Source organism: Pseudomonas sp. R2-7-07 (assembly GCF_003852355.1).
In the GTDB taxonomy this organism is placed as follows: Bacteria; Pseudomonadota; Gammaproteobacteria; order Pseudomonadales; family Pseudomonadaceae; genus Aquipseudomonas.
Map to the genome: position 1 here is coordinate 5576140 of NZ_CP027759.1, position 12455 is coordinate 5588594.

A 12455-nucleotide genomic window follows, 5' to 3' on the forward strand; every position below is an offset into this window, starting at 1 on the left:
GGTGACTTGCGTCACAGCGATCCACGCTAAGACTAGCGCGAGCGGCAAAAAGTGCCCTGGGAGCGGCACCCAAATTTACCCGGACCTGTTCAATAGCGCCCAAGACCCGCTGCATTCGCGCAGCGTCGTAGGGTTTGCTGATACACAATCCGAATACCCCCCTTTTTTAATGGATAGTCTGGGCTCTGACCGCATGACCCGACTTTGGTGCATTCACACACTCTCAGTCCAACTGTAGACGCTCGCTGAGACGATATTGCTCAATCGTCAAATATCGTTTCAATAAGAACCTGCTCCCAGTCTCGTCCCGGACGCGGTCGGCGGCAAGGCACTTAGCCATCCTTTGCACAAATAAAATTGCCGTCCGCCCACAGCACCGCGTCTGCGGACAACCCTGTTATTATCGGCGGCACACCTCCACGCCTCTTTTAAGCAGATCACGAGCGAATCCATGAGCACCGACAAGACCAACCAGTCCTGGGGCGGCCGCTTCAGTGAACCCGTCGACGCCTTCGTCGCGCGCTTCACCGCCTCCGTCACCTTCGACCAGCGCCTGTACCGCCACGACATCATGGGCTCCATCGCCCATGCCACGATGCTGGCCAAGGTCGGCGTACTGACCGATGCCGAACGCGACAGCATCATCGATGGCCTGACCACCATCCGTGGCGAGATCGAAGCCGGTACGTTCGACTGGCGCGTCGACCTGGAAGACGTGCACATGAACATCGAGGCTCGCCTCACCGATCGCATCGGTGTGACCGGCAAGAAGCTGCACACCGGTCGCAGTCGTAACGACCAGGTGGCCACCGATATCCGCCTGTGGCTGCGCGATGAAATCGACTTGATCCTGGCTGAAATCACCCGCTTGCAGAAAGGTTTGCTGGAACAGGCCGAGCGTGAATCGGACACCATCATGCCCGGCTTCACTCACCTGCAGACCGCTCAGCCCGTGACCTTCGGCCACCACCTGCTGGCCTGGTTCGAAATGCTCAGCCGCGATTACGAGCGCCTGGTGGATTGCCGCAAGCGCACCAACCGCATGCCGTTGGGCAGCGCCGCGCTGGCGGGCACCACCTACCCGATCGACCGTGAGTACACCGCGCAGCTGCTGGGTTTCGACGCCGTCGGCGGCAACTCCCTGGACGGTGTGTCGGACCGTGATTTCGCCATCGAATTCTGCGCCGCCGCGAGCATCGCGATGATGCACCTGTCGCGCTTCTCCGAAGAGCTGGTGCTGTGGACCAGCGCGCAATTCCAGTTCATCGACCTGCCGGACCGTTTCTGCACCGGCAGTTCGATCATGCCGCAAAAGAAAAACCCCGACGTGCCCGAGCTGGTGCGTGGCAAGAGCGGCCGCGTATTCGGCGCACTGATGGGCCTGCTGACCCTGATGAAAGGCCAGCCGCTGGCTTACAACAAGGACAACCAGGAAGACAAGGAGCCGCTGTTCGACGCCGCCGACACCCTGCGCGACTCACTGCGTGCGTTTGCCGACATGATCCCGGCGATCAAGCCCAAGCACGCGATCATGCGCGAAGCAGCCTTGCGGGGTTTCTCCACCGCGACCGACCTGGCCGACTACCTGGTGCGGCGTGGCCTGCCGTTCCGTGACTGCCATGAAATCGTGGGCCATGCCGTGAAATACGGCGTGGACACCGGCAAGGACCTGGCTGAAATGAGCCTGGAAGAATTGCGCCAGTTCAGCGACCAGATCGAGCAGGACGTGTTCGCCGTGCTGACCCTGGAAGGCTCGGTGAATGCCCGTAATCACATAGGCGGCACCGCGCCGGCGCAGGTGAAGGCAGCAGTGGTACGCGGCCAGGCCCTGCTCGCCAGCCGCTGAATAAAATGTGGGAGGGGGCTTGTCCCCTCCCACACTTGATCACTTTTTAGCCGCAATCATCGCCATAAACCCAGGCATCGCCACCTGCCGGTCCGCCTCGACCTTTTGCGCATTGGGCATCGCATTCAAACGCTCCAGCAGCGCCTTCGCCTTCGGCATTTCAGCCAGCAAATCCAGCCCAAACAGTTTCTCGCCCACGGCACAGGCGAGGTTCATGCTGTACATGAAATACAGATCCGCAAGGGTGATGCTTTCCCCCGCCACATAAGGCGCGAACTTGCCGTGCCGGCCTAAACTTCCTACCCCAAGCAGCAACTCGCCCCTGGCTTTCTCCTTGATCGCCTCCGGCACCTGCATGCCAAAGAACGCCTCGGCGAAGCACGCCCGTGCGGGCAATTCAATGTACAGCTCGATCTCCCTGCACAGCGCCAGCACCTGGGCACGCTGGAACGGCTCGGCCGGCAGCAGCGCGGGCCCATCCTGAGTCTGCTCGATGTATTCGAGGATCACGCTGGTTTCGTTGATGAAGCCTTGCTTGACGCCGAGCACCGGTACTTTGCCTCGTGGGCTTACCGCCAGGGCTTCAGGCGTTTGTCCTGCATAAAAAGGCACCTCTTCGAAAGGCAGGCCTTTCTCCATCAGCGCCAGCTTGACCATGTTGTAGTAGTTGCTGACCGAAAAACCGTAGAGCTTGAGCATTGCGAACGCCTCCAGGCCGGGTGTGGGGTTGGCTGCAAGCGTTATAGACGCTGAGGCGCGGCCTGACCAGCAGCATCACCCGCCTGAATGGAGTTAGACTGGCGCCCTTTCCTTGAGGAGCCTGCCATGAGCGAGCCGACCGATATCGACAACGACGAAGAAGAATTCACCGAAAACACGCTGATCGAAGCGATTGAAAACCAGATCGAAAGCGACAACCCGCCAGCGGCCAAGGCCACGTTCAACAAACTGACGCTGGTCGGTTATGAGCGCGAAGAGATTCTGAATCTCATGGCCCATGTGCTGGCCTTCGAGATCGATGCAATGCTGGACGAAGACCGCGCTTTTGATACCCAATGGTATGAAACAGCGCTGCGAGCTTTGCCTGAGTTGCCGCCGGAAAAACAATAACTCTCGGCCGCGCAGCAACACGCTGGACAGTTCGGCAAAGTGCGTTCACCTTATGGCCTGCTAGCCTCTAATAAATTTTAGAAAGTCTGGAGTCCTTATGTCGTATACCCCTGAGTTGGTTGCCGAACTGGAAATCCTTGTACTCTTTCCCCTAGACAGCACCAAGGAAGGTCTGAAAGTCCATCAGACCGCCGCCCCCACTGCCATCGCCGCCGCCAAGCGTCTCCATGCGAAAGGGCTTATCGACCAACCGGATGGAGGCTACCTGACCAGCCTTGGCCGGGACGCCGCCGAGCAAGCGCAGACCTTGCTGACTATCTTGACCACCGCCTCCACCAAAGAAGCCGCCTGACACCTGATCCCGCCCATGGAGTCCGCCCCGCTGCGGATTCCGCGGGCGTTGCTGTGCAAGGTGCAAAATTCTAGCGCCAACCGCCATTTCCCTCTAAACCTCCTACGCTACTGTCTGTAAACTCCTACACGGCCGCCCACGTCGGGCCCTGCGAGCCACCGAATTCGACATGACCCGCACCCATGAAATCCGCCCAGACCTGGACGAAGGCATCGACCGTAAGGTGCTGGCCCAATTGCGCGCGCGTTTCATGGCCCTCAATGAAGGCCGCATGGCCCGGGCCGTCGAAGGGCTGACTCCGCGCCAACAAAGCGTGCTCACCTTGTTGCCGCTGTTTTTCCACGTTAATCACCCTTTGCTGCCGGGCTATGTCTCCAGCGGCACACCGGCCGGGCTGTCGAATTTCGAACCCGATGCCCAGGCCCTGGCCGAAGCCCAGCGCCTGACCCGTTCGTTCTCCTACAAGCCGCGCCATGGCAACCCGCCCCGCCCGATCCACGGTCTGTTCCTGATGGGCAGCCTGGGCACGTTGGCCCAGGCGGATCAGAGCGATATGGACGTGTGGGTGTGCCACGCTCCGGACCTGAATGAAAACGAGCTGGCCGAGCTGCGCAAGAAGTGCCAGCTGCTGGAAGCCTGGGCCCAGACCATGGGCGCCGAGGCGCATTTCTTTCTGATCGAACCGACGCGCTTTGTGCTCGGTGAACGGGACACCCAACTGAGTTCCGACGATTGCGGCACCACCCAGCACTATTTGCTGCTGGACGAGTTCTACCGCACCGCCATCTGGCTGGCCGGGCGCACGCCGATCTGGTGGCTGGTCCCGGTGTATGAAGAAAGCCGCTACGCCGAGTTCACCCACACGCTGATCTCCAAACGCTTCATTCGCGCCGACGAGACCCTCGATCTCGGCCATCTGGCGCGCATTCCTCCGGGGGAATTCATCGGCGCCGGGCTGTGGCAACTGTTCAAGGGCATCGAGTCGCCCTATAAATCGGTGCTCAAGCTGCTGCTGACCGAGGTCTACGCCAGTGAACACCCCAAGGTGCACTGCCTGAGCCTGCGCTTCAAACGCGCGGTGTTTGCCAATCAGCTGGACCTGGACGAGCTGGATCCGTACATCGTGGTCTACCGCCGCATCGAGGAATACCTCAAGGCCCGCAAGGAACCCGAGCGCCTGGAACTGGTACGGCGCAGCCTGTACCTGAAGGTCAACCGCAAGCTCAGCGCCGGCCAGCGCACCGCCAGTTGGCAACGACTGCTGCTCGAACGCCTGGCCGATGAGTGGGGTTGGGACCAGCGCCAACTGGCCCTGCTGGACAGCCGCAGCCAATGGAAAGTGCGTCAGGTCGCCTCCGAGCGCCGTGCCCTGGTCAACGAGCTGAACTACAGCTACCGCTTCCTTACCCAGTTCGCCCGTACGGAACAGACCGTCAGCCTGATCAACAAGCGCGACCTCAATGTGCTGGGCCGGCGCTTGTACGCAGCTTTTGAACGCAAGGCCGGCAAGGTTGAGTTCATTAACCCCGGGATTGCCCCGGACCTGGCCGAAGACACCCTGACCCTGGTGCACTCCCCCAACCGCAAGGAGCCGGGCCAGCACCATTGGGGCCTGTATAACGGCAACCTCACGGCCCTGGAATGGGAGCACTTCGCGCCGATCAAACGCAGCCGCGACCTGCTGGAAATGCTCACCTGGTGCCATCGCAACGGTGTGATCGACAGCAGCACGCGCCTGGCGCTGCACCCCGGTGCCAGCGACATGACCGAGTTCGAGCTGTTCAACCTGCTGGGCAGCCTGCAACAGACCATCGCCCTGCCCCTGGCCAGCGTCGATGAAGCGCGTCTGTTGCGTTCGGCGGTACCGGAAGAAGTGTTGTTGCTGATCAACGTCGGCGTCGACCCACTCAAGCATCACCGCGACCTGAACATTCTGATGACCACCGAGCGCACCGACTCCCTGAGTTATGCCGGCGTGCGTGAAAACCTGGTGTTGACCCTGGACCAGGTCACGCTCAATAGCTGGAACGAGGTGATGGTCAGCCGCTACGACGGGCCCCATGCGCTGCTCGACTGCCTGCGCGACTACCTCAACCAACTGCCGCCGGCTCATTTGCCGCGGTTGCGGGTGCGCTGTTTCTGTCACAACCGAGCGCAGTTCATTGCCCAGCGCGTCGAAGAAATATTCGACACCGCACAGCATCTGCTGCTCGGCCAAAGCAACCACCGCTACCTGCTCCAGGTGCAGCAGCACTATCACGTCATGGAACTGATTCCCGGCCAGGCCACCCACGTGTCACTGCCGACCCAGGACGCCTTGGTCGCCTACCTCAGCGAAGAGCTGGCCAGCTACAGCCCGTGGCACCTGGACGCCATGGCGCTGGAAGACCACGACCTGGCGCTGCTGCTGCCCATGGGCCAGGCCGATTGCATACAAGTGTTCTACCGGGTCAATGAAGGCTTCGCCGAACTGTATGTGCTCGACGAATTCAACGCGCTCTGGCAGCAGCGCTTGCCGTTTCATGATGAACAGAGCCTGTTGGCACCGCTGCAGCGGTTCCTGCTGTCGATCATCTATCGCCGCGAAGCGCTGTCACCGCTGGACACCCAACAGCCGTTGGGCGAAGTACAAACGCTGTACTACCAACTGTTGCCATCGGGCAGCGCCCGCGCACGCGTTGTCGAACCAAGGCCGGCGCCGCAACACCCGGCCAACAAGCCGTTTTATGACGTGCAGGCGATTATCGGCAAGGCGGCGCCCGGCCAGGTGGGTGTCACGCTGTACTGCAATCAGCGGGAATTTTCCGAAATGGAGTTTGGCGACCAGTTGTTTGCGGTGGTCGCCCGGGAGATCATCGGGCAGCGCCGCGAATCCGAGCGTTACCGTTGCTACATCACCGACCTGGACCTGTCGGGCCTGCTCGGCGACGTGCAAAGCCCGAGCAATCTGTACCTGCGCTACAAGGCCGAGCTGGAGCTCGCGCTCAATGAAGCGCTGAGCCAGATTTAAAGCGGGAAGGCGCCGCCGTCTTTGGGCTGGCCTTCGACACTCAGCAATTCAAGCTTGAGGGTCTTGCCGCCCGGTGCAGGCCAATCGATGTGCTGGCCCACTTGCAGGCCGAGCAAAGCACTGCCGACCGGTGCCAGGATCGAGATCTTGCCTTCATCGGCATTCGCGTCCTTGGGGTAAACCAGGGTCAGGTGATAGTCCTTGCCACTGCCTTGTTCACGGCAATGCACGCTGGAGTTCATGGTCACGACAGTTGCAGGCACTTCATCGTGACCAACCACGTCTTCGGCGCGGTCGAGTTCGGCCTGCAACGCTTCGACGCCGGGAAACTCGTCGCCCAAGCGGTCGATCAGTTGCTCCAGACGCTGCACGTCAAGACGGGTGAGAATGATGGACGGTGCGGTGGTCATGATTCAGGCAGACTCCTTTTTTCTGCACAAAAAAGCAAAACCCCGCCAGGAAAAGGCGGGGTTCTCACGGGCCTCGATGAGTTGAGGCGTACCCGGACACTACCACAGCGTCACAAATAAACAAGATGGCGTCAGGCGTGGGCCCGGCGCTGCTCGGCCTGCGCGCAGATCACTCGACGCCGGGCATCGTCGGCGGAGCGCCATTCACGGATGTCTTCGACATGCCGGAAGCAGCCGAGGCAGACTTTTTGCTCATCCAGGCGACACAAACTGATACAAGGCGACGGCACCGCCGGGCTGACATTGCTGAACAGCGGCTTGGGCGGGCGTACGGGGGCAGGCTGGGTCACGGTCAGATCTCGTCGAAGTCCAGCTCGGCGCCGGTATATTCTTCGACCAGCCGCGTGAGCATCTCGCCCAACAACTCTTCACTCTTGTCGCACTGCCATTTGCCGCTGTCTTCGTCGTAGTCGAAGTGAACGCCACCGGAGCGCGCCGCCAGCCACAACTGACGCAGCGGTTCCTGGCGACTGAAGATCAGTTGCTGGCCGCTCTCGAATTTGACGGTCAGCACACCGGCCGAGTTTTCCAGATCCACATCCAGGTCGCTGTCGTCGAAAATATCTTCCAGCTTCTCCTGGGTGGCATCCACCAGGTCGTGAAAACGGGCTTCGGTCAAACTCATTGTGGCAACCTCAAAAGTGTCTGGTTCTGCTCAAGCGCCGCACGATACGGACGCGCCCCGCCGATTGCAAAGGATACCGATTTCAACACGATTGACGGCGTGAAATATCCTCAAACAGCGTAGTCCGCTTCCCGACCCTCTCGGCAAACCCCCGCCGGATGGGTATTCCGGCGCATAGGCAAGCTGGCGGGTGGTCGGTATACTCGGGCGCAATTAATGCATATTCAAGGATTTCGCCATGAAGCGCCTGATCTCTTCCCTTGCTGCGCTCGTCGCGGTCGCTTGCCTCGTTAGTGCCTGTGGTCAAAAAGGCCCGCTGTACCTGCCCGACGACAGTAAAGACCCGAACGAACAGGCGCAGTCGTCGCAAAAGCCATCGAAAGCGCACAAGCACGACACTTACTAAGGGACCCTCATGGACGCTTTTAACTACCGGGACGGCGAGCTGTTCGCGGAGGGCGTGGCGCTGTCTGCGATTGCCGAGCGCTTTGGCACCCCGACGTATGTGTATTCCCGTGCACATATCGAAGCGCAATACCGCTCGTTCACCGACCCGCTGGAAGGCGTGCCGCACCTGGTGTGCTACGCAGTGAAAGCCAACTCCAACCTGGGTGTACTCAATGTCCTGGCGCGTCTGGGCGCTGGTTTTGACATTGTGTCCCGTGGCGAACTCGAACGTGTATTGGCCGCCGGTGGCCAGGCCGACAAGATCGTGTTTTCCGGCGTCGGCAAGAGCCGCGAAGACATGCGCCGCGCCCTGGAAGTGGGTGTGCACTGCTTCAACATCGAGTCTACCGACGAGCTGGAGCGCCTGCAGGTCGTGGCCGCCGAGATGGGCGTTCGCGCGCCGATCTCCCTGCGCGTCAACCCGGACGTCGATGCGGGCACCCACCCGTACATCTCCACCGGCCTCAAGGAGAACAAGTTCGGCATCGCCATTGCCGACGCCGAAGACGTGTACATCCGCGCCGCCCAATTGCCGAACCTGGACGTGTTGGGCGTCGACTGCCATATCGGCTCGCAACTGACCACCCTGCCGCCGTTCCTGGATGCGCTCGACCGCCTGCTGGCACTGATCGACCGCCTCGGCGATTGCGGCATCTACCTGCACCACATCGATCTGGGTGGCGGTGTGGGCGTGCGGTATCGCGATGAAGAGCCGCCGTTGATCGCCGACTACATCAAGGCCGTGCGCGAGCGTATCGAAGGCCGCGACCTGACGCTGATGTTCGAGCCGGGCCGCTACATCGTCGCCAATGCCGGTTTGCTGCTCACCCAGGTCGAGTACCTCAAGCACACCGAGCACAAAGACTTCGCCATCGTCGACGCGGCGATGAACGACCTGATCCGCCCGGCGCTGTACCAGGCCTGGATGAATGTCAGCGCCGTGGTCCCTCGCGACAGCGAAACGCGCGCGTACGACATCGTCGGCCCGATCTGTGAGACCGGCGACTTCCTGGCCAAGGATCGTCAGTTGGCCCTGGAGGAAGGCGACCTGCTGGCCGTGCATTCGGCCGGTGCCTATGGGTTTGTCATGAGTTCCAACTACAACACGCGCGGGCGAGCCGCCGAGGTGCTGGTGGACGGTGATCAAGCATTCGAAGTGCGTCGCCGCGAGACGGTAGCCGAGTTGTATGCTGGCGAAAGCCTGCTGCCGGAGTAAGCCATGCTGCTGCGTTTTACCAAGATGCACGGGCTGGGCAATGACTTCATGGTTCTCGACCTGGTCAGCCAGCACGCACACATCCTGCCCAAGCACGCCAAACAATGGGGCGACCGGCATACCGGTGTCGGCTTCGACCAATTATTGCTGGTGGAAGCGCCGACCAACCCGGAGGTGGATTTCCGTTATCGGATCTTCAACTCCGATGGCTCTGAAGTGGAACAGTGCGGCAACGGTGCGCGCTGCTTTGCGCGCTTCGTGCTGGACAAGCGCCTGACCGCCAAGCGCCAGATTCGCGTCGAAACCAAGGGCGGCGTGATCGAACTGGATATCCGCAGTGACGGCCAGATCAGCGTCAACATGGGCGCGCCACGCCTGGTGCCGGCGGACATTCCGTTCCAGGCGCCCGAGCAGGCCCTCAGTTATGCGCTGGAGGTGGACGGTACCCGCGTGGATATCGCCGCCGTATCCATGGGCAATCCCCATGCGGTGCTGCGGGTCAATGACATCAACAACGCGCCCGTGCATGAACTGGGGCCGAAGATCGAACATCACCCGCGCTTTCCGGCGCGGGTCAATGTGGGCTTCCTGCAGGTGATCGACCGTTCCCGCGCGCAATTGCGTGTTTGGGAGCGCGGCGCCGGCGAAACCCAGGCCTGCGGCACCGGTGCCTGCGCCGCTGCCGTGGCCGCGATCAGCCAGGGGTGGATGGATTCGCCGCTGCTGATCGACCTGCCGGGTGGGCGCTTGTCCATCGAATGGGCAGGCCCTGGCCACCCGGTGATGATGACCGGGCCGGCCTCGCGTGTATACGAAGGACAGGTCCGTCTATGAGTGAGCCAAGCCAATGACCGATAAGCCTCAAGTACCCGCACAAATCACCCCAAGTGAAAGCCTGGAGGCCGCTGCAGTCGCGGCGTACCTTGAGGCTCATGCGGATTTTTTCGTCGAGCACGAGCAATTGCTTCCGGCCTTGCGCATCCCCCACCAACGCGGCGATACCGTGTCGTTGGTGGAGCGGCAAATGCAGATCCTGCGCGAGCGCAATATCGAAATGCGCCACCGGCTTTCGCACCTGATGGATGTGGCCCGCGACAACGATCGCCTGTTCGACAAGACCCGTCGCCTGATCCTGACCCTGATGGACGCCGCCAGCCTGGAAGAAACGGTGATGGCCGTGGAAGACAGCCTGCGCCAGGACTTCCAGGTGCCGTTTGTCAGCCTGATCCTGTTCAGCGATAACCCGATGCCGGTGGGTCGCTGGGTCAGCGGTGGCGAAGCGCAAACCGCCATCGGCGGCCTGCTTTCCGAAGGCAAGACCATCAGCGGCACCCTGCGCGAGCATGAATTGGACTTCCTGTTTGGTGCCGAACAGCGCCAACAGATCGGCTCCACCGCCGTGGTTGCCCTCAGCCACCAAGGCCTGCATGGCGTACTGGCCATCGCCAGCCGCGATCCCGCGCATTACAAAAGCTCGGTGGGCACCCTGTTTTTGACCTACATCGCCGAAGTGCTGGGCCGCGTCTTGCCGCGTTTCACCACTGCCCTGCGCGCGGTGCGCTAGCCATGGAACGGCAACTGGACGCTTACTGCGCTCACCTGCGCAACGAGCGCCAGGTGTCGCCTCATACCCTGGAAGCCTACCGGCGGGACTTGAACAAGGTCCTGGCCTATTGCGAAAAGCAGCAGATCGCCAGCTGGAAAGCCCTGGATATCCAGAGCCTGCGCAGCCTGGTCGCACGGCTGCACCAGCAAGGCCAGTCCTCGCGTAGCCTGTCGCGCCTGCTGTCGGCGGTGCGCGGCCTCTATCACTACCTGAACCGCGAAGGCCTGTGTGACCACGACCCGGCCAATGGCCTGTCGCCGCCCAAAGGCGAGCGCCGCCTGCCCAAGACCCTGGACACCGACCGCGCTCTGCAACTGCTGGACGGCGCGGTCGAGGATGACTTCCTGGCGCACCGCGACCAGGCGATCCTCGAGTTGTTCTACTCCTCGGGCCTGCGCCTGTCCGAGCTGACCGGCCTGAACCTCGATCAACTGGACCTGGCGGAGGGGCTGGTGCAGGTGTTGGGTAAAGGCAGCAAGACGCGGGTGCTGCCCGTCGGCAGAAAAGCCCGTGAAGCCCTGCAACTGTGGTTGCCGTTGCGCGCGCTGGCCAATCCGCAGGACGACGCGGTATTTATCAGCCAACAAGGCCGACGCCTGGGGCCACGGGCCATTCAGTTGCGCGTAAAAGCCGCCGGCGAGCGCGAACTGGGGCAGAACCTGCACCCGCATATGCTCAGGCACTCCTTTGCCAGCCATATGCTGGAGTCGTCCCAGGACCTGCGCGCAGTACAGGAGCTGCTCGGCCACTCCGACATCAAGACCACGCAGATCTACACCCACCTCGACTTCCAGCACCTGGCAACGGTGTATGACAGCGCCCATCCACGGGCCAAACGCATCAAGGGCGGCGACTCATGAGCATCAAGCTGATCACCTTCGACCTGGACGACACGCTCTGGGACAACGTACCCGTCATCATCAGCGCCGAAGCGTCAATGCGCGAATGGTTGGCGCTCAACGCATCCAAGGTCGGCGACTTGCCCCTGGAGCATTTCGCCAGCCTGCGCCAACAGGTGCTGCAACGTCATCCTGAACTCAAACACCGCATCAGTATCCTGCGCCATCGGGTGTTGATGCATGCGTTTGAGGAGGCAGGTTATCCACAGCCTGAAGCCACGCAAATGGCCGACGTGTGTTTTGAAGCGTTCATTCATGCGCGGCATCAACTCACCGTCTTCCCCGAAGCCGAGCCCATGCTCAAAGCCCTGCGCCAGCACTTCCTGCTAGGAGTGATCACCAATGGCAATGCCGACGTACAACGCGTAGGCCTGGCCGACTACTTTCACTTTGCCTTGCGTGCCGAGGATATCGGCATCGCCAAGCCGGATGCGCGGTTGTTTCAGGAGGCATTGCAGCGCGGCGGCGTGAAGGCCGAAGCGGCGGTGCATGTTGGCGATCATCCGGGCGATGACATTGCCGGGGCGCAGCAGGCGGGCCTGCGAGCAGTGTGGTTCAACCCGGCGGGCAAGGCGTGGGAAGGGGATAAACTCCCGGATGCGCAAATTCGCAGCCTGACGGAGCTACCGCAATTGCTCCGCAGCTGGCAGTAACACCAGCGATCCAAATGTGGGAGGGGGCTTAAAGGGGTTCCCTGTAGGAGCGAGCTTGCTCGCGAAAAACGCCCAGGCAACGCGTTCATTCTGGATGAACGAGGGAGCCCTGAGTTCTTCGCGAGCAAGCTCGCTCCTACAAAAAGCCTTCACTGACTGACATTAGGGCTTGCACCTCCCACATCTGGATCACCACAACGCTCGAATAAATCAGCGGGCAT

The 12455-nt window shown here is 61.4% G+C and carries 14 protein-coding genes; 10 read left to right on the forward strand and 4 right to left on the reverse strand.

The features are described 5' to 3' along the window. Nucleotides 1-451: 451 nt before the first annotated feature. Nucleotides 452-1846 carry an argininosuccinate lyase gene (gene argH, locus C4J86_RS25750; RefSeq protein WP_124372258.1) on the forward strand — a complete coding sequence of 465 codons (1395 nt, stop codon included), beginning with the start codon at nucleotides 452-454 and terminating at the stop codon, nucleotides 1844-1846. 39 nt (nucleotides 1847-1885) lie between these two features. On the opposite strand, the gene C4J86_RS25755 is transcribed toward argH, so the two are convergent. After that, complete coding sequence (locus C4J86_RS25755) at nucleotides 1886-2545, reverse strand: glutathione S-transferase family protein (RefSeq protein WP_124372259.1); 660 nt, start codon at nucleotides 2543-2545, stop codon at nucleotides 1886-1888. Nucleotides 2546-2671: 126 nt separating this feature from the next. Between C4J86_RS25755 and C4J86_RS25760 the strand changes: the two genes are divergently transcribed. The 3 genes from C4J86_RS25760 to C4J86_RS25770 all read left to right on the forward strand — a co-directional run bounded on the left by C4J86_RS25760 (nucleotide 2672) and on the right by C4J86_RS25770 (nucleotide 6318). Further along, nucleotides 2672-2956 carry a hypothetical protein gene (locus C4J86_RS25760; protein ID WP_124364938.1) on the forward strand — a complete coding sequence of 95 codons (285 nt, stop codon included), beginning with the start codon at nucleotides 2672-2674 and terminating at the stop codon, nucleotides 2954-2956. Nucleotides 2957-3053: 97 nt separating this feature from the next. Next, nucleotides 3054-3308 (forward strand): TIGR02647 family protein, encoded by a 255-nt coding sequence (locus C4J86_RS25765; RefSeq protein ID WP_003195403.1) that lies wholly within the window; start codon nucleotides 3054-3056, stop codon nucleotides 3306-3308. Between the two features lie 169 nt (nucleotides 3309-3477). After that, entirely contained in the window at nucleotides 3478-6318 is a 2841-nt protein-coding gene (locus C4J86_RS25770; RefSeq protein WP_124372260.1) for a class I adenylate cyclase, read from the forward strand. Here the strand turns inward: C4J86_RS25770 and rnk are convergent. The 3 genes from rnk to cyaY form a co-directional block, all read right to left on the reverse strand. Continuing rightward, a complete protein-coding gene (gene rnk, locus C4J86_RS25775) occupies nucleotides 6315-6728 on the reverse strand; it encodes a nucleoside diphosphate kinase regulator (RefSeq protein WP_124364940.1) in 414 nt (137 codons plus the stop codon). The genes C4J86_RS25770 and rnk overlap by 4 nt on opposite strands. 131 nt (nucleotides 6729-6859) lie before the next feature. Then, nucleotides 6860-7078, reverse strand: coding sequence for a DUF1289 domain-containing protein (locus tag C4J86_RS25780; RefSeq protein WP_003176868.1), 219 nt, complete (start codon nucleotides 7076-7078; stop codon nucleotides 6860-6862). Between the two features lie 2 nt (nucleotides 7079-7080). Continuing rightward, nucleotides 7081-7413, reverse strand: coding sequence for an iron donor protein CyaY (cyaY, locus tag C4J86_RS25785; protein WP_124364942.1), 333 nt, complete (start codon nucleotides 7411-7413; stop codon nucleotides 7081-7083). 238 nt (nucleotides 7414-7651) lie between these two features. On the opposite strand from cyaY, the gene C4J86_RS25790 reads away from it, so the two are divergent. The 6 genes from C4J86_RS25790 to C4J86_RS25815 are packed head-to-tail and all read left to right on the forward strand — an operon-like array spanning nucleotide 7652 to nucleotide 12234. Beyond that, on the forward strand, nucleotides 7652-7819 hold the full coding sequence (locus C4J86_RS25790) for a lipoprotein (RefSeq protein WP_003195417.1): 168 nt from the start codon (nucleotides 7652-7654) through the stop codon (nucleotides 7817-7819). Nucleotides 7820-7828: 9 nt separating this feature from the next. Beyond that, a complete protein-coding gene (gene lysA / locus C4J86_RS25795; protein ID WP_124372261.1) occupies nucleotides 7829-9076 on the forward strand; it encodes a diaminopimelate decarboxylase in 1248 nt (415 codons plus the stop codon). A gap of 3 nt (nucleotides 9077-9079) precedes the next feature. Then, nucleotides 9080-9910 carry a diaminopimelate epimerase gene (dapF, locus tag C4J86_RS25800; protein ID WP_124368796.1) on the forward strand — a complete coding sequence of 277 codons (831 nt, stop codon included), beginning with the start codon at nucleotides 9080-9082 and terminating at the stop codon, nucleotides 9908-9910. A 13-nt stretch (nucleotides 9911-9923) separates the two neighbouring features. Continuing rightward, nucleotides 9924-10640 carry a DUF484 family protein gene (locus C4J86_RS25805; protein WP_124372262.1) on the forward strand — a complete coding sequence of 239 codons (717 nt, stop codon included), beginning with the start codon at nucleotides 9924-9926 and terminating at the stop codon, nucleotides 10638-10640. A gap of 2 nt (nucleotides 10641-10642) precedes the next feature. Then, nucleotides 10643-11542 (forward strand): tyrosine recombinase XerC, encoded by a 900-nt coding sequence (gene xerC / locus C4J86_RS25810; RefSeq protein ID WP_124372263.1) that lies wholly within the window; start codon nucleotides 10643-10645, stop codon nucleotides 11540-11542. Beyond that, nucleotides 11539-12234 carry an HAD family hydrolase gene (locus C4J86_RS25815; protein ID WP_124372264.1) on the forward strand — a complete coding sequence of 232 codons (696 nt, stop codon included), beginning with the start codon at nucleotides 11539-11541 and terminating at the stop codon, nucleotides 12232-12234. Before xerC ends, C4J86_RS25815 begins: the two co-directional genes overlap by 4 nt. Nucleotides 12235-12455: the final 221 nt, after the last annotated feature.

Bases quoted from the DNA above. Each gene is read 5' to 3' on its own strand.
- argH (WP_124372258.1), top strand. From the start codon at position 452: ATGAGCACCGACAAGACCAACCAGTCCTGGGGCGGCCGCTTCAGTGAA.
- C4J86_RS25755 (WP_124372259.1), bottom strand. From the start codon at position 2,545: ATGCTCAAGCTCTACGGTTTTTCGGTCAGCAACTACTACAACATGGTC.
- C4J86_RS25760 (WP_124364938.1), top strand. From the start codon at position 2,672: ATGAGCGAGCCGACCGATATCGACAACGACGAAGAAGAATTCACCGAA.
- C4J86_RS25765 (WP_003195403.1), top strand. From the start codon at position 3,054: ATGTCGTATACCCCTGAGTTGGTTGCCGAACTGGAAATCCTTGTACTC.
- C4J86_RS25770 (WP_124372260.1), top strand. From the start codon at position 3,478: ATGACCCGCACCCATGAAATCCGCCCAGACCTGGACGAAGGCATCGAC.
- rnk (WP_124364940.1), bottom strand. From the start codon at position 6,728: ATGACCACCGCACCGTCCATCATTCTCACCCGTCTTGACGTGCAGCGT.
- cyaY (WP_124364942.1), bottom strand. From the start codon at position 7,413: ATGAGTTTGACCGAAGCCCGTTTTCACGACCTGGTGGATGCCACCCAG.
- C4J86_RS25790 (WP_003195417.1), top strand. From the start codon at position 7,652: ATGAAGCGCCTGATCTCTTCCCTTGCTGCGCTCGTCGCGGTCGCTTGC.
- lysA (WP_124372261.1), top strand. From the start codon at position 7,829: ATGGACGCTTTTAACTACCGGGACGGCGAGCTGTTCGCGGAGGGCGTG.
- dapF (WP_124368796.1), top strand. From the start codon at position 9,080: ATGCTGCTGCGTTTTACCAAGATGCACGGGCTGGGCAATGACTTCATG.
- C4J86_RS25805 (WP_124372262.1), top strand. From the start codon at position 9,924: ATGACCGATAAGCCTCAAGTACCCGCACAAATCACCCCAAGTGAAAGC.
- xerC (WP_124372263.1), top strand. From the start codon at position 10,643: ATGGAACGGCAACTGGACGCTTACTGCGCTCACCTGCGCAACGAGCGC.
- C4J86_RS25815 (WP_124372264.1), top strand. From the start codon at position 11,539: ATGAGCATCAAGCTGATCACCTTCGACCTGGACGACACGCTCTGGGAC.